Genomic DNA, 24,319 nt, shown 5'->3' on the forward strand with positions numbered 1-24,319 from the left:
GGTGTTGACCGACCCACAGACCGGCACCGTCCTGGACCTGGGACATCGCCGCGTCCCAACCCCAGCCCTGGCACGCCTCGTCCGCCACCGCGACAGCCGCTGCGTCTACCCCGGCTGCGCCACCCCCGCCACCGCCTGCGACCTCGACCACACCACCGCCCACACCCACGGCGGACACACCGCACTCGACAATTTGGGCCTACTCTGCCGCCGCCACCACGTCATGAAACACAGCCCCGGATGGCAACTCCACCAACCCCAACCAGGCATCTTCACCTGGACCACCCCCACCGGCCACACCCACCACGTCAACACCAATTCCAACGACGAAGAAGGCCACCTCCCGCAGGAAGACCCCCACACCTGGACCACCAACCCAGCCAACACCACACCTGGCACCCAGACCACCACCCAGAACCCGCCAGGTACACCGGATAGCCGGCTCGCGGCCGGCGCCCGCTGCCCGTTCTAAAATCTGAGGCCGGATTTCGGATGGGGGCCAAGGTAGAGATAGGGACGCAGAAGGACGGCTGCGTGCGGCCGAATCCACAGCGGCATGAGATTCAAGCGACTACGCCCCAGAGAAGCGAGGCGCCCGAGGAGACGGGTTGGGCGCGAGCCCAGCACCGCGCTTCGGGCCGATTTCACCCCAGCCCCGTACCGATCAGCCCCAACGAACCAGCACTCTCACTCACCCGCTCACCCGCTCACCCGAATGCGTAACGTCGTACCGTACGGGAAGATCCAGTAGGCCCTCACCGCATTCGATCCTCCACTTGACATGAGGTCGGCTGAGTCTGGCGCGCTAAGCGGCGCGCTTGAGACCTGCGACCTCGCCTCACAGGACAGAACCGGGCTTGCGGGAAGCCTGCGAGCAGGTCGTCACCGCTGCGGCCTGTCTGCTCGCCGACCAGATATACCGTGGCGCGGCGAGCATCCCCGGCAGAGGTCTGCTCGCCAGCACCCAACCCCGCACCACGCACGGCGCCGACCAAACCGCTCGGCGGAAGAGACCATCGCCAACCTCGAACACGCTGATCATGATGATCGCCGCCGCGGCCACCACACGTCCGCTGTGCTGGAAACCGTTGACGATTGCCTCGTCGGGGGAAGCGCCATGGACGTAGGCCTCCCGCATCCGGGTGAGGAGGAAGACCTCGTAGTCCATGGCGAGGCCGAACACTATTCCGATGATGAGAATCGGCATCAGCGACATGACCGGTCCGGTCTGCTCGATGCCGAGCAGGTCTGCGACCCAGCCCCACTGAAAGACGGTGACGAGGACGCCGAAGGCGGCACCCACCGACRGCAGGAAGCCGAGTGCGGCCTTGACCGGGACCAGGACCGAGCGGAAGACCACCAGCAGCAGGAGCATCGCCAGGCCGATGACCACGGTCAGATAGGGGATGAGAGCGTCGGGCATGGCTTCGGAGATGTCGATGTTCATCGCGGTGGTACCGGTCACCAGGATGCCGGCGCCCGTGTCGGCCTCGACGCCGGAGACCGCGTCCCGGATCATGTGCACCAGGTCCTTGGTCTCCCGGCTGTTCGGCGCGGTCCGCGGGACGGCGGTGAGGACGGCCGTGTCCTTGGTCCGGTTGAGAACCGGGTCATCGACCGACGCGACCCCGTCCACTCCCCGTACGGTCTTGACGACCAGGTCCGTGGTGGCCTGGCTGTCCGCGGACTCCGACAGGTCCACGACCACCGTCAACGGGCCGTTGAAGCCGGGGCCGAAGCCTGCTGACAGCAGGTCGTAGGCGCGGCGCTGGGTAGTCTCCATCGACTTGGACTCGTCTCCGGGCAGCCCGAGTTCGAGGCTCAGCGCCGGTAGGGCGACAGCGCCGAGACCGAGTACGGCGATCACCAGCACGGGCACCGGCCGGCGCAGCACGAACCGCGCCCAGYGAGTGCCGAGCCCAGGCCGGCGGTCGGCCGCGGCGGGCGTCCGGTGCGGGCGCTCGCTTCCCGGCCGGGTGGCCTTGCGGACACGGCGGGACAGTACCCGCCGGCCGAAGAAGCCGAACAGCGCGGGGACCAGGGTCAGTGCGACGAGTACGGCAAGGGCCACGGCGCCCGCACCGCCCAGGCCCATCTTGGTGAGTTCGGGGATTCCGACGACCCCCAGCCCGCCCAGGGCGATGCAGACGGTCGCCCCGGCGAAGACGACGGCGGATCCGGCTGTGCCGACCGCCCGGCCGGCAGCCTCCTCCGGCTCGCTGCCCTGGGCCCGCTCGTCGCGGAAGCGGGAGGTGATGAAGAGCGCGTAGTCGATGCCCACCGCCAGCCCCAGCATCAGCGCCAGGATGGCGACGGTGGATGTCAGGCCCAGCGGAACCGCCAGCGCGGAGACCAGGCCGAAGGCGATGGCCACGCCCAGGAGGGCGGTTAGCAGCGACAATCCGGCCGCGACCAGCGACCCGAGGGCGACGACCAGCACCACCGCCGCCACCCCAACGCCGATGATCTCCGTCGTACCGCCCAGTTCCTCCTCGGAATCCAGGGCCGAGCCGCCGATCTCCACGGTCAGCCCCGCGTCCCGGGCCTGGCTCGCCGCATCCTCGAGGGCGCTCTTCGTTGGCTCGGTCAGGTCGACGGCTTCCGCGGTGTAGGTGATCGTGGAGTAGGCGATGGTGCCGTCCTCGCTGACAGCGCCGGTCTCGTAGGGGTCGRCAATCGACGCGACCTGAGCGCCCCCGTCCAGYGAGCCGATCGCATYCTCGACAGCCGTCTTGTTCTCCCTGGCGGTCACCCGCTGCCCGTCCGGGGCCTGGAACACCAGGCGGGCCTCGGCCCCCTGGGAATTGCTCGCCGGGAAGCGCTCGTCCAGCAGGTCGAACGCCTTCTGCGACTCGGTGCCGGGCATGGAGAGGTCCTCTTCCTCCCCGGCCGGCGCCATGACGGCTGCGGCGACGGCCAGCAGCAGGACACCCAACCACAGACGAAGCACAAGCCGGCGCCGCCGAAAGGACCACCGTCCGATCCGGTAAAGAAATGTCGCCACCTGCTGATCACTCCAGACACTGCTAGGCAAGGGGAATGCGCGAGATTCGCGCGCCTCCAACCCTTCCCTCCGGCGCCCCGCCGGGCATCGTCCCCCGCCACCGTCTTCCCCTGGTGCACCCGGACCAGCCACTCACGTGTCCTGGTGCCTACGCACCAGGTCGACTTGTGCCGGGGCGGGACCTGGCCTGGAGTTCAGCGATCTGGGCTACCGTCGGACTGGTATGCCCTCGGCACACGAGCGGCGGYGCCGCCGGTTCTCCGCCGTTCCGCGACGAGTACCCCTCATCCTCGGCGGCTTCTGGCCTTGCCCACGGCCGTGCAGCGCGCGGGCACAAGCCCGCCCAGCCGGGATGGCAAACGCACCCGGCGGTGACCGAAGAGCTGAAGCGATCCCGGTCACGTGGGCAGTCGACGTGATGGCCACTGCCTACCAGGGAGATCCGGAATGGGAACAACACGGAGGAAGTTCACCCAGGAGTACAAGGACGAGGCTGTAGTTCTGATCCTGGCTCGGATCTTCCGACGAAGCGGCGCCACTGCGCTCGCAGCTGTACGCGGTCCGAGCGGGGCGCTGGCAGCGCGCCCCATGCCGACCGGATCGAYGGGCAGGGTAGAGCCGCCACCCGCAATCGGCATGACGCCCATCACAGCCGTCTTGTGATGTCGTCTGTCCAGAGCTGACGGCGATTCCCACGGACAAATGACGGACAAACAATCAGGGCCTTAATCAAGTTAACTTGATTAAGGCCCTGACCTGTTGTTCCGGGTGGAGGTGAGGGGACTCGAACCCCTGGCCTCCTCCGTGCGAGGGAGGCGCTCTACCAGGCTGAGCTACACCCCCGGAAGCACTTCGCAGCTTACAGGACGGACGTGCGGGTGTGGGCTCTGGGCCCGATCGGGATCTTCCAGGGCAAATCCGACCGCGGCCGTCGCGACCGAGACTGCCGGCGCGGCCATGAGGTCGGACGCGGTCAGGCCCGGCGGCCAGGGCCGGCGACCAGGCCCAGGGCCGGCGACCAGCGGCCAGCGGCCTGCGGGTCAGTGCGATGTCGCGACCGTGGAGCGGGCGTCTCGGACCGCCGCGGTCCGCGCCGACGGCACCAGATTGCCGGGAAACGGGTTCGCGGAGACGACGGCACCCGTCGGGGTACGGCGTTCAGGACTGGCCAGGCGCCAGCCGGCGAGCTCGGGCTCCACGTCGGCCAACAGGGCGGCGAAGATCTCGGCGGCGTCGCCCGGGCGCAGCAGGCCGGCCTCGTAGCTCCGCCAACCGCGCTCGCGCCCACCGTCGAAGACGACCAAGTAGTCGGGCGTCTGGTGGGCACCGGAGAAGACGATGCGGGTGCCTTCGCGCATATCCATCCCAGCGGGGGGCAGCGGACGGTGCTCCCACAGTTCCAGAGCATCCTCGGGCAGGACGTCGCGATCCCACAGCGGCACCTGCCAGGCCGGCCGGCCTGGTCGGTAAAGGCCGAGCTGGACGCGGACGCCGCGGCAGCACAGGTGCAGGCCCCAGCCGTCGGGGCGCACGGCGCGCAGCTCCACGGGCACGGCCGTACTGGCCGGGCAGAGCAGGTATCCGTCGTTCCGGAGCCGGGCGAGCCAGGCCTCGAACGTCACGGCGGCTGCCTTTCGATGATGGTGGTCGGTGTCCGTCCAGCCCGGCTGCCCTCAAGCGCCTCCGCCGCCGTAGGCGCCGCTCCTCGGTCCACGACCCGGACAACAGGACAGGAGGACGACAGGACGGCCGTTCACAGCGAATACGCGGGCACCACGCGCGGATGGACAGCGGGCTGACGAGTAGGACGTGGCCCTGTCTGTGGCCACGCGATCGCGTTGACGGACGATCGCGTTGGCAGGCTGATCGGCCTTTGGCGGACGATCACCTTGGCAGCTGATCGCCTCGGCGGACGATCGCCCTCGGCGGACGATCGCGTTGGCGGACGATCAGCCTTTGGCCACGCCGGTCGAGTCGGGCTCGACATCGGAGTGTTGCCAGGACACGGTCGCGGCCATCGGCGAAGCGCCAGGATCAGCCAGCTCGGAGCCCCTCGCGTCCCATGCCGCCAGCCTTCCGGGGCTGGCCAGCGGCGCTATGACGTCGCCGCGGGATGAACGAACGCGGGCGTCAGCGGACGCGAGGGCGGCGACAACGACAACACCGCGGACAGCGCGCACCAGCCGCCGCGCCAAGAGGCGCGAGGCTCGGCCGCACACGGTGGGTCACGGGCCCATTATGCACGGCCTCGGTCCGGCGCTCCGCCCTCGCGACGTGCCCGCGCCGGAGGCCATAGCCGAACCGGAACCTTGCCGCGACCAGCGCGAACAGGACCATTCCGACGTCTCACCGCTGTCCCGCGGGCCCGCTGTCAGGTCACCGGACGCCCGGCATGACACCTCGTCCTGACGACCTCCAGGTCGACGAGACAGTCATCTGGGCACAGCCGCCTGGACACGCCCCCACACACACGCGCATCATCCGCACGCACGCCACGCGCACGCACGCCACGCGCACGCACGCCACGCGCACCACCCGAACACGCGCCAGAGCGCCGCGGCGAACGCCGTCGCGGTACGCGCTCTCACGACTCACACCGTCGCGGTGCAGCCCTCACCGTGCACGCCGTTGTGCGCGGTGAGGGCCACGTTCCGTCGTGTCAGCTGCCGATCAGCTGCCGACGGCGGGGCGCAGGACCCGGACGGCGGCGCCGTCCTCCTCCTGGCCGCCCGATGGCTGGCCCTCGACGGGCGCACCGGTGGGACCCGGGCTGGCCACGCCCGCGGAGGCGGCGCCCGCGGGCGAGGCGACCCCGCTGGCCACGGCTGGTGGAGCGGTCAGGCCGCCGTGGGTCCCCGGTGGATTCACCTGCACGCGCCCCGGGCGCGACGTCGGCGGGCGGGCGTTCGGCCGGCCGGCCGGCCGCGTACCCGTCACCCGCACGTTGTTGGTGTATCCCTCGTCCTGGCCCGCGTCCGGCGGGCTCCCCTCCGCCCCGCCAGGCGTCACGGCTGACGCGGCCGCGACGTAGCCGCCGAGGTCGACGGTCTGGGCGTGCGCGGCGGCCAGTTCCTCCTCGGTGAGCGGTCGCTCGTCGCCACCGGAAAGCCGGACGGGGGCGTACTCGGGTGAGGCCAGCCGGCCCCGGCCGGCCTGGTCGCTGGGCGCGTGTGGCGGCCCGGCGACGTCGCTGCCGGCCGGGTCGCCGCCGGAGAACTCGGCGCCGTGGGCCGCCGCCGGGCGCGACGCCGGCGGCGTCCTCCCGGTCGAGGCCGGTGAGGTCATCCGCGCGGAGGATGCCTCGCCCGCCGCCCGCCTGTCGGCGAGGCCGGCCGAGCCGCGTGGGGCCGCGGGCCTGCCAGGTGGCACCGCCTCCGGCATCGGTACCGGCGGCGCCGACCGGCTCGCGCGGCGCGCGGCGCGCTCCGCCGCGATGCGGCGGTCGCGGGCGGCGCGGGAGGCCGCGAGGTGACGTTCGGCCCGCGTCGAGCGGCGCAGATGAGCGACGTAGATCACGAGTCCGACGTCGACGAGCACCTGCACGACGATCCACATCCCGGCCAGACCGGCGGCGAGCCCGACCGTGACCGGCACGGCCGCGACCAGTACCCCGAGCCGCTGACGACGCAGCCGCAGCAGCGCCCGGCGCCGTGGGTCCGCCGTCCGCGCCGGCGGCACGGGCCGGGTGGGCCCCACGGCCACCGTGTGCGCGGTCTCGTCCGGCTCACCGTGGCCAAAGTCGTCCGCCACGGGCATGTCCACACGCGATGGCGCTACCTGCCCGCCCGGGCCGCGGCGCTGGCCGGGCCGTCTGCCTGACGGCGTCTCGCCGTCCGCCGCCGGGCGGGCCAGGCGACCCGGGCGTGCTGGGCGACCCGGGCGTGCTGGGCCGGCCCAGCCGGAGTCAGTGCCCGGCTGGGCCAACCGGGACACCGGCGCACCGTCGGCGGCCTCACCGAGCCGAGCGAAGAAGGGCGCATCGACGACCCGCCCATCCCTCGATGCCCGGGGCCCTCCGCGCGCGGCCGGTGCGGTCACACCATCGGACGCCTTACTCACCATCTGGTCGTCCGCGTCCGCCGCGGCTTCTGTCACCGCGGCCGCCGCCGCGTCTGTCGCCTCGTCCTCGGCCTCGTCGAGGTTCTCGGCCTCGTGACGGCCGGCGGGGTCCGCGCCGCCGGCGTCGACGGCTCCGGTCGCGTAGGCCGGTGCCGGCTGAGCGCGTCCGCCGCGGCGGGACAGCACACGCATCGCGCTGGAGAACCGGTCGGCGGAACGCTGCTCGAGCGCGCCGTCATGATGGCGCAACCACATCGGGATGAGGACAAAACCCCATACCCCTACGATCGCGAGCCAGATCAACGCGCTCATGCGGCGACCACCCGTCTCACGTGGCCGGCGGCTCCATGTGCCGGAACCGCCCGCCAGCCGTGGCGACGGCGCCAGCGCGACGCCGAACGCGCACGGAACGCGGGAGTGCCGGCCATGTAACACCTTCCTTGGCGTGGTGTGACTTTGGCGGTGGGTTTCCGATTTCTTGCTTGACGCTAGTGAGGGAAATCCGTCCGGTCACCGACCACAAGCCCGCGTGTCGCGCAACGGCTGGCCCTCGTCAAGCGCGCGGCCTCGACACCCCCGCGGCCGCAACACTTCCAGGCGGCGCCCGGCTCAGTCACGACTTGGCGGAGCGCAGCGCGTGCCATCGGCTCAGCAATCCCTCGGGCACGTCCTCCGTGGTGAGGGCGTAGCCGATGTGATCGCGGTAGAAGCCGTCGATGGCCAGGTAGCGCCGATGCATACCTTCCTCGCGGAATCCCAGTTTCTCCAGTACGCGACGACTCGCCACGTTCTCCGGCCGCACGTTCGCTTCGAGCCGGTGCAGGCCGACCGGTCCGAAACAGTGGTCGACGACGAGCGCGAGCGCGGTGGGYGTGATGCCGCGCCCGGCGTGCCCGCGATCCACCCAGTAGCCGACGTGACCGCTGTTGAACGCGCCGCGCACGATCGTCGACACCGAGACCTGCCCGACCAGCGTCCCGCCGTAGAAGGTCGCGAACGGTAGCGCGATGCCCACCCTGGCCTGCTGGCGCAGCCGGCGCAGCATCTGGCTGTAGATGCTGAGCGTCTGGCGCTGCGCCCAGCTGAGCCGAAAGGACGTCACACCCGGCGGGGTCGCCTCCCAGGGCGCGAGCCAGTCGCCGTTGCGCCGGCGCACGTCGACCCAGGACGGCCCGTCGCGGACCCGCAGTGGGCGTACCTCGACCGGGCCGTCGGCCAGCCGCGCGGGCCAGCCTGGCGCGTTCACGGGCCCGCTACCGGTTCCGCGCCCATGCCGTGGGCCTCGGAACCACCGCCGCCCCGCCCACTGGCTCGATGACCGCCGGCTTCGTGGCCGGCCGCCCGGTGACCGCTGGCTTCGTGGCTGCCGGCTTCGTGGCCGACCACCTCGTGACCGCTGGCCTCATGGCTGCCGGCTTCGTGGCCGACCACCTCGTGACCGCTGGCTTCATGGCTGCCGGCTTCGTGGCCGCTGGCTTCGTGGCTGCCGGCTTCGTGGCCGCCGGCGCCGCGCAGCTGGTGGATGGCGTGGCCGATGACGGGCCCGAGCACCGCGAGACCATCGCGTACTCCGCCGGTCGAGCCGGGCAGGTTCACCACGAGCGCACGGCCGGCGACGCCGGTGAGTCCACGGGAAAGCACCGCCGTGGGCACCTTGGCCTGGCCCGCCGCGCGCAGCGCCTCGGCGAGGCCGGGTACCGCCCGTTCGATGACCTCGGCCGTCGCCTCCGGGGTGACGTCGCGGGGCGCGAGCCCGGTACCGCCGGTGGTGACGACCAGGTCGGTCCCCGCGGCGATCGCCGCCCGCAGCGCCGCGGTGATCCGCTCGCGCTCGTCCGGCACGACCGTCGGGCCGTCGACGACGAAACCCAGCGCCGCGAGCCCTTCCGCGAGCACCGGGCCGGAGCGGTCCGGGTAGCTTCCGCGGAACGCCCGGTCAGAGACGGTGACGACGCTGGCCCGCGCGTCCTCCGGCAACCCAGCGACTCCGCTCACGACTGATCTTGCTCCTCGCCGGCCCTCCGCGCCGCGTCAGCCGCCTTCACCGTCTCGGCCGACTTCACGGCGTCAGCCGACTTCACCGCGTCAGCCGACTTCACCGCGTCAGCCGACTTCGGGTGGAGCCAGTCACCGCGCCGGCCGCCTGACTTCGCCAGCAGCCGGACGCCCGTGAGCTCCGCCGCCGGGTCCACCGCCTTGACCATGTCGTGAAGTGTGAGGCCGGCGACCGCGACCGCCGTGAGCGCCTCCATCTCGACGCCGGTCCGGTCCGTCGTCTTCACCGTGGCGGTGATCTCCACGGCGTCGTCGCGCACGGCGAGGTCGACCGTCACTCCGGACAGGGAGAGCGGATGACACAGCGGCACCAGTTCGGACGTCCGCTTCGCGCCCATGATCCCGGCGATCCGGGCGGTGCCCAGCGCGTCTCCCTTCGGCACGCCCTCGCCGCGCAGCAGCTCGACCACGGCCGGGCTCACCAGCAGGCGGCCACCGGCGGTGGCGGTGCGGACGGTGACGTCCTTGGCGGACACGTCGACCATCCGGGCGGCGCCGGTCTCGTCGACGTGGGTCAGCCGGGGCGTGGGCGGCGGGGTGGCCATCTAGGCGTCGGTCTCCAGGGTCTCGGTGATGGTCGCGGCGGYGAGCAGGGAGTCCGCCGGGTCGCCCGTGAGCAGGATGGCGGTCAGCGGCTTGCCCTGCTCCACCTCGGTCACGTCCTCGGGGACGACCAGCAGCGCGTTCGCCCCCGCGGCGGCGGACAGGTGGTGCGAGCCCTGGCCGCCGGCCGACCACGCCACCAGCCCACCATCTTCCCCTCGCCCGACTCGGACCCTTAGGTAGGAGCGCTTTCCGGGGGGCGAGGTCAGGCCCTCGGCGGCGGTGACGACCAGCCGCGGGCGGCCGGACCCGGTCAGCCCGCGCATCCTGCGCAGCGCGGGCCGGACGAACAGCTCGAACGACACCAGCGCGCTGACCGGGTTGCCCGGCAGCGTGAACACCGGGACGCCGTCGATCACGCCGAACCCCTGTGGCTTGCCCGGCTGCATCGCGATCCGCTCGAAGGTGACCTCGCCGGTGGCGGCGAGCACCTCCTTGACGACGTCGTGCGCGCCGACGCTGACCCCGCCGGTGGTGACGACCGCGTCCACGGTGGGCAGCACGGCGCGCAGCGTGGCCTCGAAGCGCGCCGGGTCGTCCGGCACGCCGATCAGCCGGTGGACCTCGGCCCCGGCCTCGCGGGCGGCCGCCGCGATCGCGTGGCTGTTCGAGTCGACGATCTGGCCCGGGCCGACCCGTTCGCCGGCGTCGACGAGCTCGCTGCCGGTGGACAGCACCGCGACGCGCGGGCGCGGGTGGACGGGCGGACGGGCGGTGTTGATGGCGGCGAGCAGGCCGATCTGGACGGCGCCGAGCGGGGTCCCGGCGGCGAGCACGAGGTTGCCGGGGGCGACGTCCTCGCCGGCGCGGCGGATGTGCAGGTTCCGGCGGGCCGGCTGGTAGACGGACACCGTCTCGGTGCCGCCGTCGGTCCACTCGACCTGCACGACGGTGTCGGCGCCTGGCGGGAACGGCGCGCCCGTCATGATCCTCACCGCGGTACCCACCGCGACCTCGCTCGGCATCGAGGCGCCAGCGGCGATCTCCCCGACCACCGGCAGGCGCACCGGGGCATGCTCGGAGGCGGCCGCTATGTCGGCCGAACGCACCGCGTAGCCGTCCATCGCGGAGTTGTCGAATCGGGGAAGCGCCACGGTCGCCCGCACATCGGCCCCCAGCACACACCCGTGCGCCGCGGCCAAGGGCATACGTTTCGCCGGCAGCACCGCGACAGCGCTTAGAATGTCCGAAATGTACTCGTCGACCGTTTTCACCGGCGCTTGACCTCCATAACCCACGGAACACGTTCCGTGGACGGCTCGGCCAACCCGCGTCCTCCGGTCGCGAACCGTTACGAGCCTTGGCCCGACGTCCGGACGCCCGAGCATCTCGGCCGACCGCGGCCAGCGTCTCCGCCGGCCGACCGCCGGCCGGCGGGCCTGGCGTTCACACGTCCCAGACCCCGCAGCGTTCCGGCGGTACACCACCGGCGTCAAGCGATCGCCGTCGGTTTGTGCACAGGCACCGTCGTGCCACGCCGGATCGAGGCACCGGGCGCGGCCGGACCGCGACACGCATCGGCAAGGCAATCACCCATGGTTACCGCTGTGCGCCGCCCCGAGTCGCCGYCAGTCCCAGAAGAGGCTCCGGCTGGCGCGGCTCCGGCACACAGGGCCACACGGCTGTCGCCTGTCCTCCGGCGATAGTGAGTGGCGGGCGATCAGTGGGAAAGGAGCACCCTGTGCCGGTCGTCACGGCGCGAGCGCCTTCCCTTCTCACCCTTTCGGGGGGGTGCCGGCCGCCTGGTCTGGCCGTCGGCAGGGGCGGCGCCGCGGACGCCGGTAGCAAGGTCAGATGTCGGCCTTCGGGCCGCCACCCGCGATGTACTCCTCGAGCCAGGGGTAAAGCTCGGGACCGATGTCGGGCCGCTCGCAGGCCAGGCGGATGACCGCCTTGAGGTAGTCGATCCGGTCGCCGGTGTCGTAGCGGCGGCCCGTGAAGATCACGCCGTGCACCGGCTCGCCAGCCTCGTCCGCCGCTATCGCCAGCTCTCGCAGCGCGTCGGTCAGCTGGATCTCACCGCCGCGGCCAGGCCCGGTACGCCGCAGCACGTCGAAGACGGCCGGCGAGAGCACGTAGCGGCCGATGATGGCGAGATTGCTCGGCGCCTCGGCGACCGGCGGCTTCTCGACCAGATCGCGGATGCGCACCGTCTGGTAACGGCCATCGGCCCGCACCGGCTCCGGGTCCACGGTGGCCACGCCGTACAGCGAGACCATCTCCTCCGGGACCTCCATCAGCGCGATGACGCTGCCGCCGTACCGGTCCTGCACAGCGACCATCTCCGGCAGGAGTGGGTCGCGTTCATCGATCAGGTCGTCGCCGAGCAACACGGCGAACGGCTCGTCACCCACGTGGGCGGCACCGCACAGTACGGCATGCCCAAGGCCGCGCGGCGCTCCCTGCCGGACGGAATGCACCTCGCCCAGCTCACTCGAGGCGCGCACTCGTCCGAGCCGGGTGGCGTCGCCCTTGCGCTCGAGCAGGAGCTCCAGCCCGGCATCTCGGTCAAAATGGTCCTCGATGGCCTTCTTCGACCCACTCGTGATGAGCAGGACATCTCGCAGGCCGGCCCGCGACGCCTCCTCGACCACATATTCGATGGCCGGACGGTCGACGACGGGCAGCATCTCCTTGGGCACGGCCTTCGTCGCCGGAAGGAACCGGGTCCCGAGGCCCGCGGCCGGAATAACCGCCTTCGTCACTGCCATGGCCGAAACCTTAGTAGCCCCAACTGTCGGAGGCACAGCCATGGCCGCACGGCTCGGTAAACACCACACCGAGGGATCGGAGGGAGCGGTGCGGGAGAGACGTTCGGGTGACCGGCCCGACTCACCGACCACCGGGCCGGTCGGGGACGACCCGGAGGCGGACACGACGGCGGGCGAGAGGACGGACGCGAAGGCGGCCCTTCGCCGGCTGATGGCGACGCGCCGGGGCGGCACCGGGCCGCGGGCAGCCAGGACCGGYGGCGCCGAGACCGGCGGCGCCGAGACCGCGCGCCGGGTGCTCGCCCTGCCCGAGGTGGCCACCGCGGTGTGGGTGGCCGCGTTCGTCGGGCTGCCAAGCGAGCCCGACACGCGACCGTTGCTGGAAGCCCTGCGCGCCCGGGGCACGCGAGTGCTGCTGCCGGCGGTCCGGGAGGATCTGGATCTGGACTTTCGCGAGTTCACCGGCACTCTCGTCCCAGGGGCGCTGGGCACCCGGGAGCCACCACCGGCGGCGCCGGCCGTCGACCTCGCGGCGGCCGACGTCGTGCTCGTCCCCGCCGTCGCCGTCGACCGGCTCGGCCGCCGCCTGGGCCGCGGGGGCGGTTCCTACGACCGCGCGCTGCGCCGGGTGCATCCCCGGGCGACCCTGGTCGCCGTCGTCGACGACCTCGCGATCGTGGACAGGGTGCCCGTCGACGCGCACGATCTGTCCGTCTCCGTCATCGTGACAGCCACCCAGGTCGTGCGCCGCGGGCCGGTGTGACAGTTCGGATACCCGTGCGTGGGCTCCGGCGGGAACGTCGCGCCGGCTGACCGGTTACAGTTGGCAGTCGCTACTGTCGAGTGCCAACTCCTGGGGAGGAGACCGTGCCGACGTACCAGTACCGCTGCACCGCCTGCGGCAATGACCTCGAGGCCGTGCAGAGCTTCAGCGACCCTGYGCTGACCGAGTGCCCGGTCTGCGCGGGCCGGCTGCGCAAGGTCTTCAGCTCGGTTGGCGTGGTGTTCAAGGGCAGTGGGTTCTACAAGACCGACAGCCGCTCGGGCTCGTCCGCCACCGCGCCGGCGCAGCGGTCCAAGGAGGCCGCGGCCGACAGCGGCGGCAAGGAGACCGCGGCCGGGGGTGGCGGCAAGGACACGAGCTCGGACGCGGCGAAGTCCACCGCGACGCCGACGGCCGCGAGTGCCTCCTCCTCGTCCTCGTCCGGCGGCGGGGGCAACGCGGCCAACGCCGCCTGACCCCAGCCCGGCCACAAGAGGCCCGTGACGATCGCGGGCCAGGCCCCACGATCCGCGTCCGCGGATCGTGGGGGGAGCCCGCGATCTGCCACCTGGCCGGCCGGCGCGCGAGCCGGCCCTTCCGTATAGGCCCGTTCCCTGTAGCCCATTTGGCAGCGAACGTTCCGTTTAACCGGCGGCAATAAGGCACCCAGTGCCATCAAAGCGCGCGCGGACGACAACCCGGAGGCCACCAACGGGTGAAGCGCCCCCCGCGTTTGACCGCTCGCGCCGCTACGCCTTGCGCCTTCGGTAGTGATCGATGATCCACGCATCTACCTCACGCTTGCGCCAGACCCGAGTTCCTTTGGCCCCGCTGCCCGTGGGTGCGTTGATGACCTGCAAGGGTTCAGGGAACTTAGGGTCCTTACGAGTCCAGTAGTCCACCGCCTGACGCGTGATCTTGAGCTGGAACGCGATGTCCCCGATGCCGACCAACTGCTCACCGTCGTCCACGGCGGACATCGTAGCCACTTTGCTCTCGTGCAAGATAGACACTAGGGCCGATTTGCTTTCTAGCGATAAGTTGCGGATGAATCTGGCGTCTCATCGCCCGAGCGAACCAGAGGCGATCGGCACGACGCATCGAGCCCGTACACAGCTGTAGGGAGCACGATCGAACCATGACAAGCGAAAGCCGGCCCAAGGAAGGCCGAACGGAGGACAGGATTCCGGCCGACCGTCCTCATGCTTCCGGCACTCCGGTGCCGCGAGTGCCGCGACGTCAGCGTGACCTTGACTGGGAGCGCGAGCCCACGCACGACGTCGACCCCGAGGATTCGCTGCGCGGCGGAAACGGCGGGGGCGACGATCTCGCCCGCCTGCTCGCGGACGTGCCCCCGCACCACGTCGACCGGGCCTCCGCTATCGATTGGCCAAACGAGGGCTGAGGGCTAGCGAAGTCCATCAGTCCGGTCGGTCAGGTCCTTCAGGTCCTTCAGGTCCAGGCTCCCGGCGGCATCGAGCAGCCGGGCGGCGAACTCGGCCGGGGCCTCCAGGTGGGCCGCGTGCCCGCAGCCCGCGAGCACCCGGACCGTGACGCCCAGCTCGCGACGCAGCAGCTCGGCGGCGCGGTGGCGGACGTCAGGGGAGCGCTCGCCGACCGTGACGATCACCGGGCCGGGCGTCGGCCCCGGCGCGGCCGGCTCGAAGCGCAGGAACATCGCCAGGTCGCGCGCGACCGCGCCCTGGTCGGCGGGCGCGTCCGACGGTCGCCAGCGCTCCCCGTAGAGGGTCCGCCCGAAGCCCGCCACCCCGCCCGACTCGAACGCGGCCGCAACCGGGGCCAGCAGGCCCGGCAGTAGGGACCCCACGGCCGGCTCGTGCAGCACCGCGGCCGCCAGCGGCACCCCGGCGGCCAGCGCCGCCAGGCCCAGGGTCGCCCCGCCGCTGACTCCACCGAACACCACCGGGGCGGGCATCGCGACGCCGAGCCGTCCGGTCTCGTCGACGGCGGCGCGCAGCGCGGCCAGCTCCCGCGCGAGATCGCCGGTGGACGGTCGGTCGGGGGCCAGCACCGGGCGATCCCCCAGTTCCCGACGCACGCCCGCCCAGATGGCGCCGGTCGTCGCCGCCCCATGCAGCAACAGGAACGACGGCGCGGACGCCGACTCAGCCGTACTCATCCTCGGGGTCACCCCTCCATTCGTGAGGGCGGCCGCCGCGCCGTCAGGCGCCGTGGGCGGTCGCCGGCGGCCCCGGCCGACATCATCGGTCCACCGCGCCCGGAGGCCTCCGCGGGCGCCTGTCGCGACGCGGGAACGTAACAAGCAGCGCGTTGATCCGAAACACGCGAATCTCTACCGTCACCTGCATGTACACGGGCCTGTATACAGACCCGTATTCAGAAGGGGAAGGGGGTCACGACATGTCTCGCGCGGCCCGCCCGCCGCCGCGGCTGGTGGGGGCCTGCGACGCGGCGGTGGTCCATGACGGATGCTCGGCTGCATGACACCGACGCAACCGCCGACAGCGCAGCCGCCAGCAGCACGGCCGCCGGGCGCGCAGGTCTCGGGCGCGCAGCCGCGCGCGGTGCAGCGACGGTCGTCGGCGCGGCCCGCGGCGGTCGGGAACCTGCGCGAGCACGCCTATGTGGCGCTGCGGCAGCGGCTCATGGAGGGCGAGTTCTCCTTCCGCGACCGGCTGACCGAGGAGCGGCTCGCCGCGCTGCTCGGGGTCTCGCGAACACCGGTGCGCGAGGCGCTCACCCGGCTGGCGGGAGACGGCCTGGTCGAGAAACGGCAGGACGGGGGCTACTACCCGGCGGAGCCGGATCTCACCGGCCTGCGCGACCTCTACGAGATCCGGGTCGTGCTGGAGCTGCGGGGCATGGAACGGGCGCTGGAGTCCGGCGTCCCGCACGAGGCCGCCCTGCTGGAGCCGCTGCGCGACTACTGGCGGGCGCTGCGCGTCGCGCCTCCCGACCCTGACCCCTCCTTCGTCGCCCTTGACGAGGAATTCCATCTCACGCTGTCCCGCGCGTCCGGCAACCTCGAGCTGGCCAACCTGCTCGACGCCATAAACGCCAGGATCCGGCCCGTCCGCATGCACGACTTCCTTACCGAGGACCGCATCCACCTCACCATCGACCAGCATCTCGACATCGTCGAGACGGTGCTCGCCGGCGACCTGACCGAGGCGGTGCGCAGGCTGCGCAGCCATGTCGGCGAGTCGATGGAGGTCGTGGAGAAGCGGGCCGCCCGCGCAATCACCCAGATGGTGCTCCGCCGAGGCCGCTCACCGCRCCAAGGCCCGTGACACCGCCACGCCGCTCGCCGCCGTCGTCGGCCCGCGGGAGACAGACCTCCCGCTGACCACGCTCGCCGGTGCCGCGCGCGGCGGGCCCACGCGGCCGGACGGTCGGGTGCTGCCGAAGGAATGCGTGCGAAGGCACGTGTCCAGCACCGCCCGACGGGCCCAGCGAGGACATCTCCTCCTGGGCCGAGGAACCGGAAGGCCGCGATGCCAGAACTGTCCGTGCCATGTCCACGGTGACCGTCGAAGCGCCCGGCGGGGCGACCACCACCGCCGAGCCGCTGCTCGCCGTCACCGGTTTCACCAAGCGATTCGGCGAGGTACTCGCCAATTCGGACGTGAGCTTCGACGTCCGGCCCGGTGAGGTACACGCGCTCATCGGCGAGAACGGCGCTGGAAAGTCCACCCTGCTCAAACTGGTCTACGGCATCTACCGGCCGGACTCCGGCGAGATGCGGGTGGCCGGCGAGCGGGTCGCCGTCGGATCGCCGACGCAGGCCCGCGCCCTCGGTATCGGCATGGTCTTCCAGGACCTGCGGCTGGTGCCCGCCTTCACAGTCACCGAGAACTACGCGCTGGCGCTCGCCAGAACCGGGCTCACGCTGCGGCACGGCGAACTGCGCAGGCGGATCGCCGACGCCAGCGAGTCCTATGGGCTGGCCGTCGACCCGACGGCGCTGGTGCGCCATCTGTCGATCGGCGAGCGCCAGCGCACCGAGATCCTCAAGGTGCTGATGACGGGCGCCCGCATCGTCATCCTCGACGAGCCGACCAGCGTGCTCGCGCCGTCCGAGGTCGACGCGCTGTTCGCGATGGTGAACGGCCTGAAGGCGCAGGGCTTCGGCGTCGTGATCGTCACCCACAAACTGGCCGAGGTCCGGGCCATCGCCGACCGGGTGACGGTGCTGCGCGGCGGGCGGGTCGTGCTGGGGGGCGTGGACCCGAAGCCGATGACGGACGCCGAGCTGGTCGAGGCGATGGTCGGTCAGACGGTGGCACCCCTGCCGGCGGAGCGGCCGGCGGTCGTCTCGGAGGCGCCGCCGGCGCTGGAGCTGGTCGGGGTGAGCGCGCTCGGGGACCGCGGCGTCACCGCGCTGCACGACGTCACCCTCACCGTCGAGCCGGGCGAGATCGTCGGTGTGGCCGGCGTGGCCGGCAGCGGGCAGCGGGAGCTGTGCGAGGTCGCCGTCGGCGCCCGCCAGGCGTCGGCCGGCACCGTCCGGGTGAGCGGCCAGGAGCTCGGCCGCGGCGGCCCGACCGCGGGGATCGCCGCCGGTGCCGTCGACGTGCCGGAGGACCCGGTCAACGACGCGGTCGTCCCGACGCTGACCGTGCTCGAGCACATGGCGCTGAGCAACCTGCGGGCCTTCCTGCGCCGGATCGGCGTGGACTGGCGCCGGATCGGCAGGCACACGGCGGAGATCAACGACCGGGTCAGGCTGCGGATGGCGCCGGCGCACCGCCGGGTCGCCGACCTGTCCGGCGGCAACATCCAGCGCGTCATGCTCTCGCGGGCGCTCGGCCGGGAGGCGAGCCTCGTCGTCGCCGCCTACCCGAGCAGGGGCCTGGACATCGCGACCACCCGGCGCACCCAGGAGCTGCTGCTGGCCCGCCGCGCCGACGGCGCCGGGCTGCTGGTGGTCTCCGAGGACCTCGACGAGCTGATGTCGGTCGCGGACCGGATCGCGGTGTTCTGCGCCGGCCGGCTCACCGGCGTCGTGCCGGCGGCGACCACGAACCGCCAGGAGCTCGGCGCCCTCATGACCGGCGCGCCGGCCCCGGCCGAGCCGGCGGTGGCAGCGGTGGCGCCCGCGGCGCCCGCGGCGGAAGGCCCGATGCCTGAGGGGGGCGAGGGGACATGAGCGACACGATCATTCCGGCGCAGTTCCAGCCGGAGGACGCGGCGGGCGGCCCAGGAGCGGTCGCCACGGCGACCCTCGCTCCCGAGGCACCGGCGGCGCCCGGCGCTCCGGGTGGCTCCGCCGCGGCCGCCATGCCGGCCGCCGAGAGCCGGCTGACCGGGATCGGGCGTGGGGTCGGCCGGTGGGCGCTCGCGCTCGCCGGCGCGATCGCGATCTTCACCGTGCTCCTGCTGGTCAAGGGCGCGAACCCGGCGAGCGTCTACGCCGACGTGTGGACCTCGACGTTCACCAACCAGCCGTCGATCGAGCAGATCTTCGTCAAGGCGGCGCCGCTGCTGCTCGGCGCGCTCGCCGTCGTCGTGCCGGCCAGGGCCGGGCTCGTCAACGTCGGTGGCGAGGGGCAGATCGTGATCGGCGCGGTCGCCGCCGGCGGGATCGGGATCTCGCTCGGCGACCGGCTCGGCGGCGGGCTGGTCATGATCCTCATGGTCGTCGCGTCGATGGCGGCCGGGGCGGCCTGGGCGGGACTCGCGGCGGTGCTGCGCCTGACGGTCGGCATCAACGAGGCGGTCAGCACGCTGCTGATGAACTACATCGCCCTCGACCTGCTGCTCTACCTGATCTACTCGCCGTGGAAGGACCCGCACGGCACCGGCCAGCCGACGACCGCGCCGCTCGCGGACACGGCGAAGCTGCCCTACCTCGGCACCACCGCGGTCCACGTCGGGATCGTGTTCGCACTGATCGCGACGGCGGTCGTCTGGCTGCTGCTGCGCTACACGACCTGGGGCTTCCGGCTGCGGGTGATCGGCGGCAACCCGGAGGCGGCGCGCCGCGCGGGGCTCCCGGTCGCCCTGCTGCTGCTCTCGGCGATGCTCGTCGGCGGGGCCCTCGCCGGGCTCGGCGGCATGGTCCACTACGCCGGCGTCGAGTACAAGCTGCGCACCGGCATCACCACCAACTTCGGCTACATCGCGTTCCTCGCGAGCTGGCTCGCCCGGCACAACCCGGTGAGCGTCGTGCTCGCGGCGCTCGCGCTCGCGGCCATCACGGTCGCCGGCGACAGCCTGCAGCTCGACTCGGCGCTACCGGCGGYCACGGTGAACATCCTGATGGGCCTGGTGCTCATCGCCGTCCTCGGCTGGACGACGCGCACGAAGAGCGGGGGGAAGACGCGATGAGCAACCTGGTGGTAGACGTCCTGGCCGGCGCCGTCGGCGGCGGCACGGCGATCATGTACGCCGGGCTCGGCGAGACCATCTCCGAGCGCGCGGGCGTGATCAACCTGGGCACCGAGGGCAGCATGCTCGGCGGGGCGCTGGCGGCCTACGCGGCGACCGCGACGTCGGGCAGCCCATGGGTGGGCGTGCTCGCCGGCATGGGCGCTGGCGCGGCTCTGGCCGCCGTGCACGCCGTGCTGGTGGTGGCCCGCAAGGCCAACCAGTTCGCGTCGGGCCTGACGGTGATGTTCTTCGCGCTGGGCCTCACGTCGCTGTTCGGCGCCGCCTACGTCGGGCGGCAGATCCACGCGCTCAACCCGTGGAAGGTGCCGGGCCTGTCGGCCATCCCCTGGGTCGGCCCGATCCTGTTCGACCACGACCCGCTGACCTACCTCTCGTTCGCGGTCGCCCCGCTGGTGTGGTGGCTGCTCTACAAGAGCCGGGTCGGCCTGCTGATCCGCACCGCGGGCGAGCACTCCGAGGTGCTGCTCGTCCATGGCTACTCGACGAGCGCCGTGCGCTATGTGTCCGTCATCGCCGGCGGCGGGCTGTGCGGGCTCGGCGGGGCGCAGCTGTCGATCGCCTACTCGAACGCCTGGTTCGAGAACATGACGGTCGGCCGCGGCTTCATCGCGGTGGCGCTGGTGATCTTCGCGACCTGGAACCCGCTGCGGGTCATGGCCGGCTCCTACCTGTTCGGCGCGGCGCTCGCGCTCTCCCCGGCGCTGCAGGCCCGCGGCTACGGGATCAACCAGTTCGCCCTGGACGCGATCCCGTTCGTCGTGACGATCCTGGTACTCGCCGTGCTGGGCAGGCGCACGCTGCTCGCCGCGCCCGACGAGCTGCGCCGCGTCTTCGAGACCCGCGCCGCCTAGCGCGAGACCCCCGCCACCTGGCGCGAGACCCGCGCCGCCTGGCGCGAGACCCGCGCCGCCTGGCGCCACAAACCCCCGCATCGGTTTCTGACCGATCGGCCGGACGGCCGGGATCCTCCCCTGCCCCCTTTGGCCGTCCGGCCATCTCCCCCTGCCCATGCGCGCGCCGCACTGACCCCACGGCGCCATTCCTCCCTGCTCTGAAGACCTGCTCCGCGAGAACCTCGGCTCATTTCCACCGGGAAGGACCTCCTCACCATGCGATTCCGTTCACGGCGCCTCGGCGTGGCGTTCACCGCCGTCGCCTCCGCGCTCGCGATCGCGGCCGCCGGCTGCAGCAGCGCGGCGTCCCACGACTCCACCGCTTCCGCGTCCGGCTCCTCGGCGCCGGGCAAGGACAGCAAGGCCGTCGGTTTCATCTTCGTCGGCCCGAAGGACGACTACGGCTACAACCAGGCCGCCTACCAGGGCAGCCAGGAGATCAAGAAGGCCTTCCCGGACCTTGAGGTCCTCACCGCCGAGAACGTCCCCGAGGACGACAACGCGGCCCGGGTCATGGAAAGCATGATCCAGAAGGGCGCGAAGATTATCTTCGCGACCAGCTACGGCCACCTGGACGCCGCGCTCAAGGTCGCCGCCGCGCATCCCGACGTCGCCGTCGTCCAGCAGGGCAACGTGATCGCCGACGGGAAGATCACGCYGAACACCGGTACCTACTTCGGCACGGTGTACGAGCCGGTCTACCTGGCCGGTATCGCCGCCGGGAAGGCGACGAAGTCCAACAAGCTCGGCTACGTGTACGCGTTCCCGATCCCGCAGACCATCGCGAACATCGACGCCTTCGAGCTCGGCGCGAAGTCCGTCAACCCGGACGCGAAGACCTACACCGTCAACACCTCCAACTGGTGTGACCCCGCCAAGCAGGCGCAGGCCACGCAGAGCCTGCTGTCCCAGGGTGTCGACGTCATCACCCAGCACCAGGACTGCACCGGCACCGTCATCAAGGCGACCGAGGCCGGCGGCGCCTTCACCGTGGGCTACCACGCGGACGCCTCGGCGCTCGCTCCTAAGGGCTGGCTCACCGGCTCCGAATGGGCCTGGGGCCCGCTCTACACCGACATCGTGAAGACCGCTCTGGACGGGACCTTCACCGGCAGCAAGTACAACGCGAACTACCGGGTCGGATACAAGAACGGTGAGAACCCCTTCGTCCAGTCGAAGTTCGGGCCGGCCGTGACCCAGGAGACGAAGGACGCCATCACGAAGGCCAAGACGGACATCTCGGCGACGGACGGCTCGCCGTTCAAGGGCCCGATCACCGACCAGGAGGGCAAGGTCCGCATCCCGGCCGGCACGGTCCCGGACTACGCCACCCTCGACACCATCGACTACTTCGTCGACGGCGTCGTCGGGGAGCTTCCCAAGTCCTGAGAACGGCTCGGATCATGACCTGACCGCGGCCGGGGGCGCCGCCGTCCCCGCCGCGGTCAGGTACACCGCACCACGCCAGCAGCTCGGGGAAACCGAAAGGACCACGATGACCGCCAACGACGTCACCTTCGCCACCGTTGAGGCGGACCCATACAACTGGCCGTACAACGGATCGTTCTCCCCGGCCACCACCGCCGTGATCAACATCGACTGGCAGGTCGACTTCTGCGGCAAGGGCGGCTACGTCGACACCATGGGCTACGACCTGGAGCTCACCAGGGCGGGGCTCGCACCGACGGCTCGGCTGCTCGAGGCGCTGCGGCCACTCGGGTTCCTCATCGTGCACACTCGCGAGGGCCACCGCCCGGACCTGTCCGACTGCCCACCGAACAAGCTGTGGCGCTCGAAGCGGATCGGCGCMGGCATCGGCGACGAGGGCCCACAGGGCCGCATCCTGACCCGTGGCGAGCCCGGCTGGGAGATCGTCCCCGAGGTCGCGCCACTGCCCGGCGAGGTGGTCATCGACAAGCCCGGCAAGGGCTCGTTCTACGCCACCGACCTGAACCTGATCCTGGCGCGCGCGGGCATCACCCACATCATCCTGACCGGCATCACCACCGACGTCTGCGTGCACACCACGATGCGCGACGCCAACGACCGCGGCTACGAGTGCCTGCTGCTGTCCGACTGCACCGGCGCGACCGACTACGGCAACTACGAGGCCGCCCTCAACATGGTCAAGATGCAGGGCGGCGTCTTCGGCTCCGTCGCCACCTCGGCCGCGCTGCTGACCACCGTGGCCGCCCCGGTCGCCGGCTGACCGGCGATGGTCAGCACCCTGCCCGAACCCGAAGCCCTGGCACAGCCCGAAGCCCACGCCCCGGCCCCGGCGCCCCCGGCCGCACCGGCACTCCCGCCGGTGCCGCTCGACCTGCAGGCCGCCGTCCTGCGCGCCGCCTACCTCTCGGGGCGGCTGCGCGTGGCCGACGTCGTCGACGCGGTGCTCGCGGCGATCGCCGCCCGCGGCGACGACGGCGTCTGGATCCATGTCGCCGACCGCGCCGACCTGCTCGCCAGGGCGGCCGAGCTCGACGCGCTCGCGGCCGCGGCGGCGGCTCCCGGTGACGACCTCCCGCCGCTGTTCGGCCTGCCGTTCGGGGTCAAGGACAACATCGACGTCGCCGGGATGCCGACGACGGCCGCCTGCCCGGGCTTCGGCTACCGGGCCACCGTCGGCGCGCCCCTGGTCGACGCGCTGCTCGCCGCCGGCGCCCTCTGCGTCGGCAAGACCAACCTCGACCAGTTCGCCACCGGCCTGTCCGGGGTCCGCAGCCCCTACGGCATCCCGACCTCGCCGTTCGACCCGGCGATGATCGCCGGCGGGTCCAGCTCCGGGTCGGCGGTGGCGGTGGCGGCGGGCCTGGTCACGTTCGCCATCGGCACCGACACCGCCGGCTCCGGCCGGGTGCCGGCCGCGCTGACGAACACCGTCGGCATCAAGCCGTCGCGCGGGCTGGTCAGCTCCCGCGGCGTCGTGCCGGCCTGCCGGTCGCTGGACTGCCCTTCCGTGGCGGCGCTGTCGATCGCCGACGGCGCGCTCGTGCTGGACGTCATCAGCGGGTTCGACGAGCACGACCCCTGGTCGCGTCAGTTCCCCGCGCCGGCGCCCAGCCGGGTCCCCTGGACCGGCGAGGGAGGCGCGCCCAGTCGCGGGGGGCTGGGCGCGCCTCCCCTCCGGCTGGGGATCCCGGCCGCGGCGACGGTCGCCGCCGACTGCGACGACGCGGTCCAGGCGGTGTTCGGGCGCGCGCTCGACCTGCTCACCGCCACGGGCGCGGAGCTGGTCGAGATCGACCTCGCGCCGTTCTTCGAGGCCGGGACCATGCTCTACGAGGGCCCCTGGCTCGCCGAGCGCTACGCCGCCGTCGGCGACTTCCTGGAGGAGCATCCGGAGGCCGTCCACCCGGTCGTCGCCGAGCTGCTCGCGCCCGGCGCCCGGATCAGCGGCGTGGACGTCTTCGCCGGTGTCGACCGGCTGCGGACGCTGCGCCGCCAGACCGAGGCGACGTGGCGGGCGGTCGACGCGCTGGTGCTGCCCACCGTGCCCCGGACGTTCTCCGTCGCGGACATGCTGGCCGACCCGATCCGGCGCAACGCCCGCCTCGGCCGGTACACGACGTTCGCGAACCTGCTCGACCTCGCCGCGGTCGCGGTCCCGGTCGGCTTCGGCGGCGGCCTGCCCTACGGGGTGAGCGTCATCGGCCCTGCCGGCGCGGACGCCCAGCTCGCCGCCGTCGGCGCCGCGCTGCACGCGAGCTCCGGCCTCGCGCCAGGGCTCGGCGCCTTCCCGCTCGCCACGGCATCCGGGACGGTGTCCGGGATGGCGACCACCGGCCCGCCCGCCTGACGAGGCCCGCCGAGCCCGGGCCGCGGCCGTGTGGCGGCCGCGGCCCGTCCCGCGCGGTGA

The 24,319-nt window shown here is 72.3% G+C and carries 20 protein-coding genes, 1 tRNA gene and 1 pseudogene; 11 read left to right on the top strand and 11 right to left on the bottom strand.

Going from position 1 to position 24,319, the window contains the following annotated elements; translation table 11 throughout:
- A partial coding sequence (locus BL253_RS41380) for an HNH endonuclease signature motif containing protein (protein WP_131831577.1) occupies positions 1–472 on the top strand: 472 nt, incomplete at its 5' end.
- 366 nt (positions 473–838) lie between these two features.
- Here the strand turns inward: BL253_RS41380 and BL253_RS26555 are convergent.
- The 9 genes and pseudogenes from BL253_RS26555 to BL253_RS26595 all read right to left on the bottom strand — a co-directional run bounded on the left by BL253_RS26555 (position 839) and on the right by BL253_RS26595 (position 12,432).
- Positions 839–2,950 (bottom strand): MMPL family transporter, encoded by a 2,112-nt coding sequence (locus BL253_RS26555; RefSeq protein ID WP_198946408.1) that lies wholly within the window; start codon positions 2,948–2,950, stop codon positions 839–841.
- A gap of 823 nt (positions 2,951–3,773) precedes the next feature.
- A tRNA-Ala gene (locus BL253_RS26560) sits at positions 3,774–3,847 on the bottom strand.
- Positions 3,848–4,044: 197 nt separating this feature from the next.
- A complete protein-coding gene (locus BL253_RS26565; protein WP_076820043.1) occupies positions 4,045–4,626 on the bottom strand; it encodes a hypothetical protein in 582 nt (193 codons plus the stop codon).
- 1,048 nt (positions 4,627–5,674) lie between these two features.
- Positions 5,675–7,375, bottom strand: a complete 1,701-nt coding sequence (locus BL253_RS26570) for a gephyrin-like molybdotransferase receptor GlpR (protein ID WP_076820044.1) — start codon at positions 7,373–7,375, stop codon at positions 5,675–5,677.
- A gap of 301 nt (positions 7,376–7,676) precedes the next feature.
- A complete protein-coding gene (locus BL253_RS26575) occupies positions 7,677–8,309 on the bottom strand; it encodes a GNAT family N-acetyltransferase (RefSeq protein WP_076820045.1) in 633 nt (210 codons plus the stop codon).
- A gap of 236 nt (positions 8,310–8,545) precedes the next feature.
- Positions 8,546–9,058: pseudogene (locus tag BL253_RS26580) on the bottom strand (MogA/MoaB family molybdenum cofactor biosynthesis protein); the annotation flags it as partial.
- Positions 9,055–9,663: a cyclic pyranopterin monophosphate synthase MoaC gene (moaC, locus tag BL253_RS26585; protein WP_076820046.1), complete on the bottom strand. Its 609-nt coding sequence runs from the start codon at positions 9,661–9,663 to the stop codon at positions 9,055–9,057. The gene moaC and the pseudogene BL253_RS26580, both read right to left, overlap by 4 nt.
- Positions 9,664–10,935: a molybdotransferase-like divisome protein Glp gene (gene glp, locus BL253_RS26590; RefSeq protein ID WP_076820047.1), complete on the bottom strand. Its 1,272-nt coding sequence runs from the start codon at positions 10,933–10,935 to the stop codon at positions 9,664–9,666.
- A gap of 576 nt (positions 10,936–11,511) precedes the next feature.
- A complete protein-coding gene (locus tag BL253_RS26595) occupies positions 11,512–12,432 on the bottom strand; it encodes a UTP--glucose-1-phosphate uridylyltransferase (RefSeq protein ID WP_076820048.1) in 921 nt (306 codons plus the stop codon).
- An 88-nt stretch (positions 12,433–12,520) separates the two neighbouring features.
- Between BL253_RS26595 and BL253_RS26600 the strand changes: the two genes are divergently transcribed.
- On the top strand, positions 12,521–13,195 hold the full coding sequence (locus BL253_RS26600; RefSeq protein ID WP_241835168.1) for a 5-formyltetrahydrofolate cyclo-ligase: 675 nt from the start codon (positions 12,521–12,523) through the stop codon (positions 13,193–13,195).
- Positions 13,196–13,299: 104 nt separating this feature from the next.
- Positions 13,300–13,671, top strand: a complete 372-nt coding sequence (locus BL253_RS26605) for an FmdB family zinc ribbon protein (RefSeq protein WP_076820049.1) — start codon at positions 13,300–13,302, stop codon at positions 13,669–13,671.
- A 273-nt stretch (positions 13,672–13,944) separates the two neighbouring features.
- On the opposite strand, the gene BL253_RS26610 is transcribed toward BL253_RS26605, so the two are convergent.
- A complete protein-coding gene (locus BL253_RS26610) occupies positions 13,945–14,175 on the bottom strand; it encodes a hypothetical protein (RefSeq protein WP_198946409.1) in 231 nt (76 codons plus the stop codon).
- A 158-nt stretch (positions 14,176–14,333) separates the two neighbouring features.
- Between BL253_RS26610 and BL253_RS41390 the strand changes: the two genes are divergently transcribed.
- The gene (locus tag BL253_RS41390) at positions 14,334–14,600 is read left to right on the top strand and encodes a hypothetical protein (RefSeq protein ID WP_241835169.1); all 267 of its coding nucleotides are present in this window, start codon (positions 14,334–14,336) and stop codon (positions 14,598–14,600) included.
- A 3-nt stretch (positions 14,601–14,603) separates the two neighbouring features.
- Here BL253_RS41390 and BL253_RS26615 read toward each other — a convergent pair whose 3' ends face one another.
- Positions 14,604–15,335: an alpha/beta fold hydrolase gene (locus BL253_RS26615; RefSeq protein ID WP_076820051.1), complete on the bottom strand. Its 732-nt coding sequence runs from the start codon at positions 15,333–15,335 to the stop codon at positions 14,604–14,606.
- Positions 15,336–15,657: 322 nt separating this feature from the next.
- On the opposite strand from BL253_RS26615, the gene BL253_RS26620 reads away from it, so the two are divergent.
- The 7 genes from BL253_RS26620 (at position 15,658) to atzF (ending at position 24,259) form a co-directional block, all read left to right on the top strand.
- Positions 15,658–16,467: a GntR family transcriptional regulator gene (locus tag BL253_RS26620; protein WP_274535250.1), complete on the top strand. Its 810-nt coding sequence runs from the start codon at positions 15,658–15,660 to the stop codon at positions 16,465–16,467.
- 224 nt (positions 16,468–16,691) lie between these two features.
- Positions 16,692–18,326: an ABC transporter ATP-binding protein gene (locus BL253_RS26625; RefSeq protein ID WP_076820053.1), complete on the top strand. Its 1,635-nt coding sequence runs from the start codon at positions 16,692–16,694 to the stop codon at positions 18,324–18,326.
- The gene (locus BL253_RS26630; protein WP_076820054.1) at positions 18,323–19,507 is read left to right on the top strand and encodes an ABC transporter permease; all 1,185 of its coding nucleotides are present in this window, start codon (positions 18,323–18,325) and stop codon (positions 19,505–19,507) included. Before BL253_RS26625 ends, BL253_RS26630 begins: the two co-directional genes overlap by 4 nt.
- On the top strand, positions 19,504–20,421 hold the full coding sequence (locus BL253_RS26635; protein ID WP_076820055.1) for an ABC transporter permease: 918 nt from the start codon (positions 19,504–19,506) through the stop codon (positions 20,419–20,421). The genes BL253_RS26630 and BL253_RS26635 overlap by 4 nt, the downstream gene beginning before the upstream one ends.
- A 258-nt stretch (positions 20,422–20,679) precedes the next feature.
- The gene (locus BL253_RS26640) at positions 20,680–21,852 is read left to right on the top strand and encodes a BMP family ABC transporter substrate-binding protein (RefSeq protein ID WP_076820056.1); all 1,173 of its coding nucleotides are present in this window, start codon (positions 20,680–20,682) and stop codon (positions 21,850–21,852) included.
- A 106-nt stretch (positions 21,853–21,958) separates the two neighbouring features.
- Positions 21,959–22,672 (top strand): biuret amidohydrolase, encoded by a 714-nt coding sequence (gene biuH, locus BL253_RS26645; RefSeq protein ID WP_076820057.1) that lies wholly within the window; start codon positions 21,959–21,961, stop codon positions 22,670–22,672.
- A gap of 6 nt (positions 22,673–22,678) precedes the next feature.
- Positions 22,679–24,259, top strand: a complete 1,581-nt coding sequence (gene atzF, locus BL253_RS26650; protein ID WP_076820058.1) for an allophanate hydrolase — start codon at positions 22,679–22,681, stop codon at positions 24,257–24,259.
- Positions 24,260–24,319 lie beyond the last annotated feature (60 nt).

It is taken from the genome of Pseudofrankia asymbiotica (genome assembly GCF_001983105.1).
In the GTDB taxonomy this organism is placed as follows: Bacteria; Actinomycetota; Actinomycetes; order Frankiales; family Frankiaceae; genus Pseudofrankia; species Pseudofrankia asymbiotica.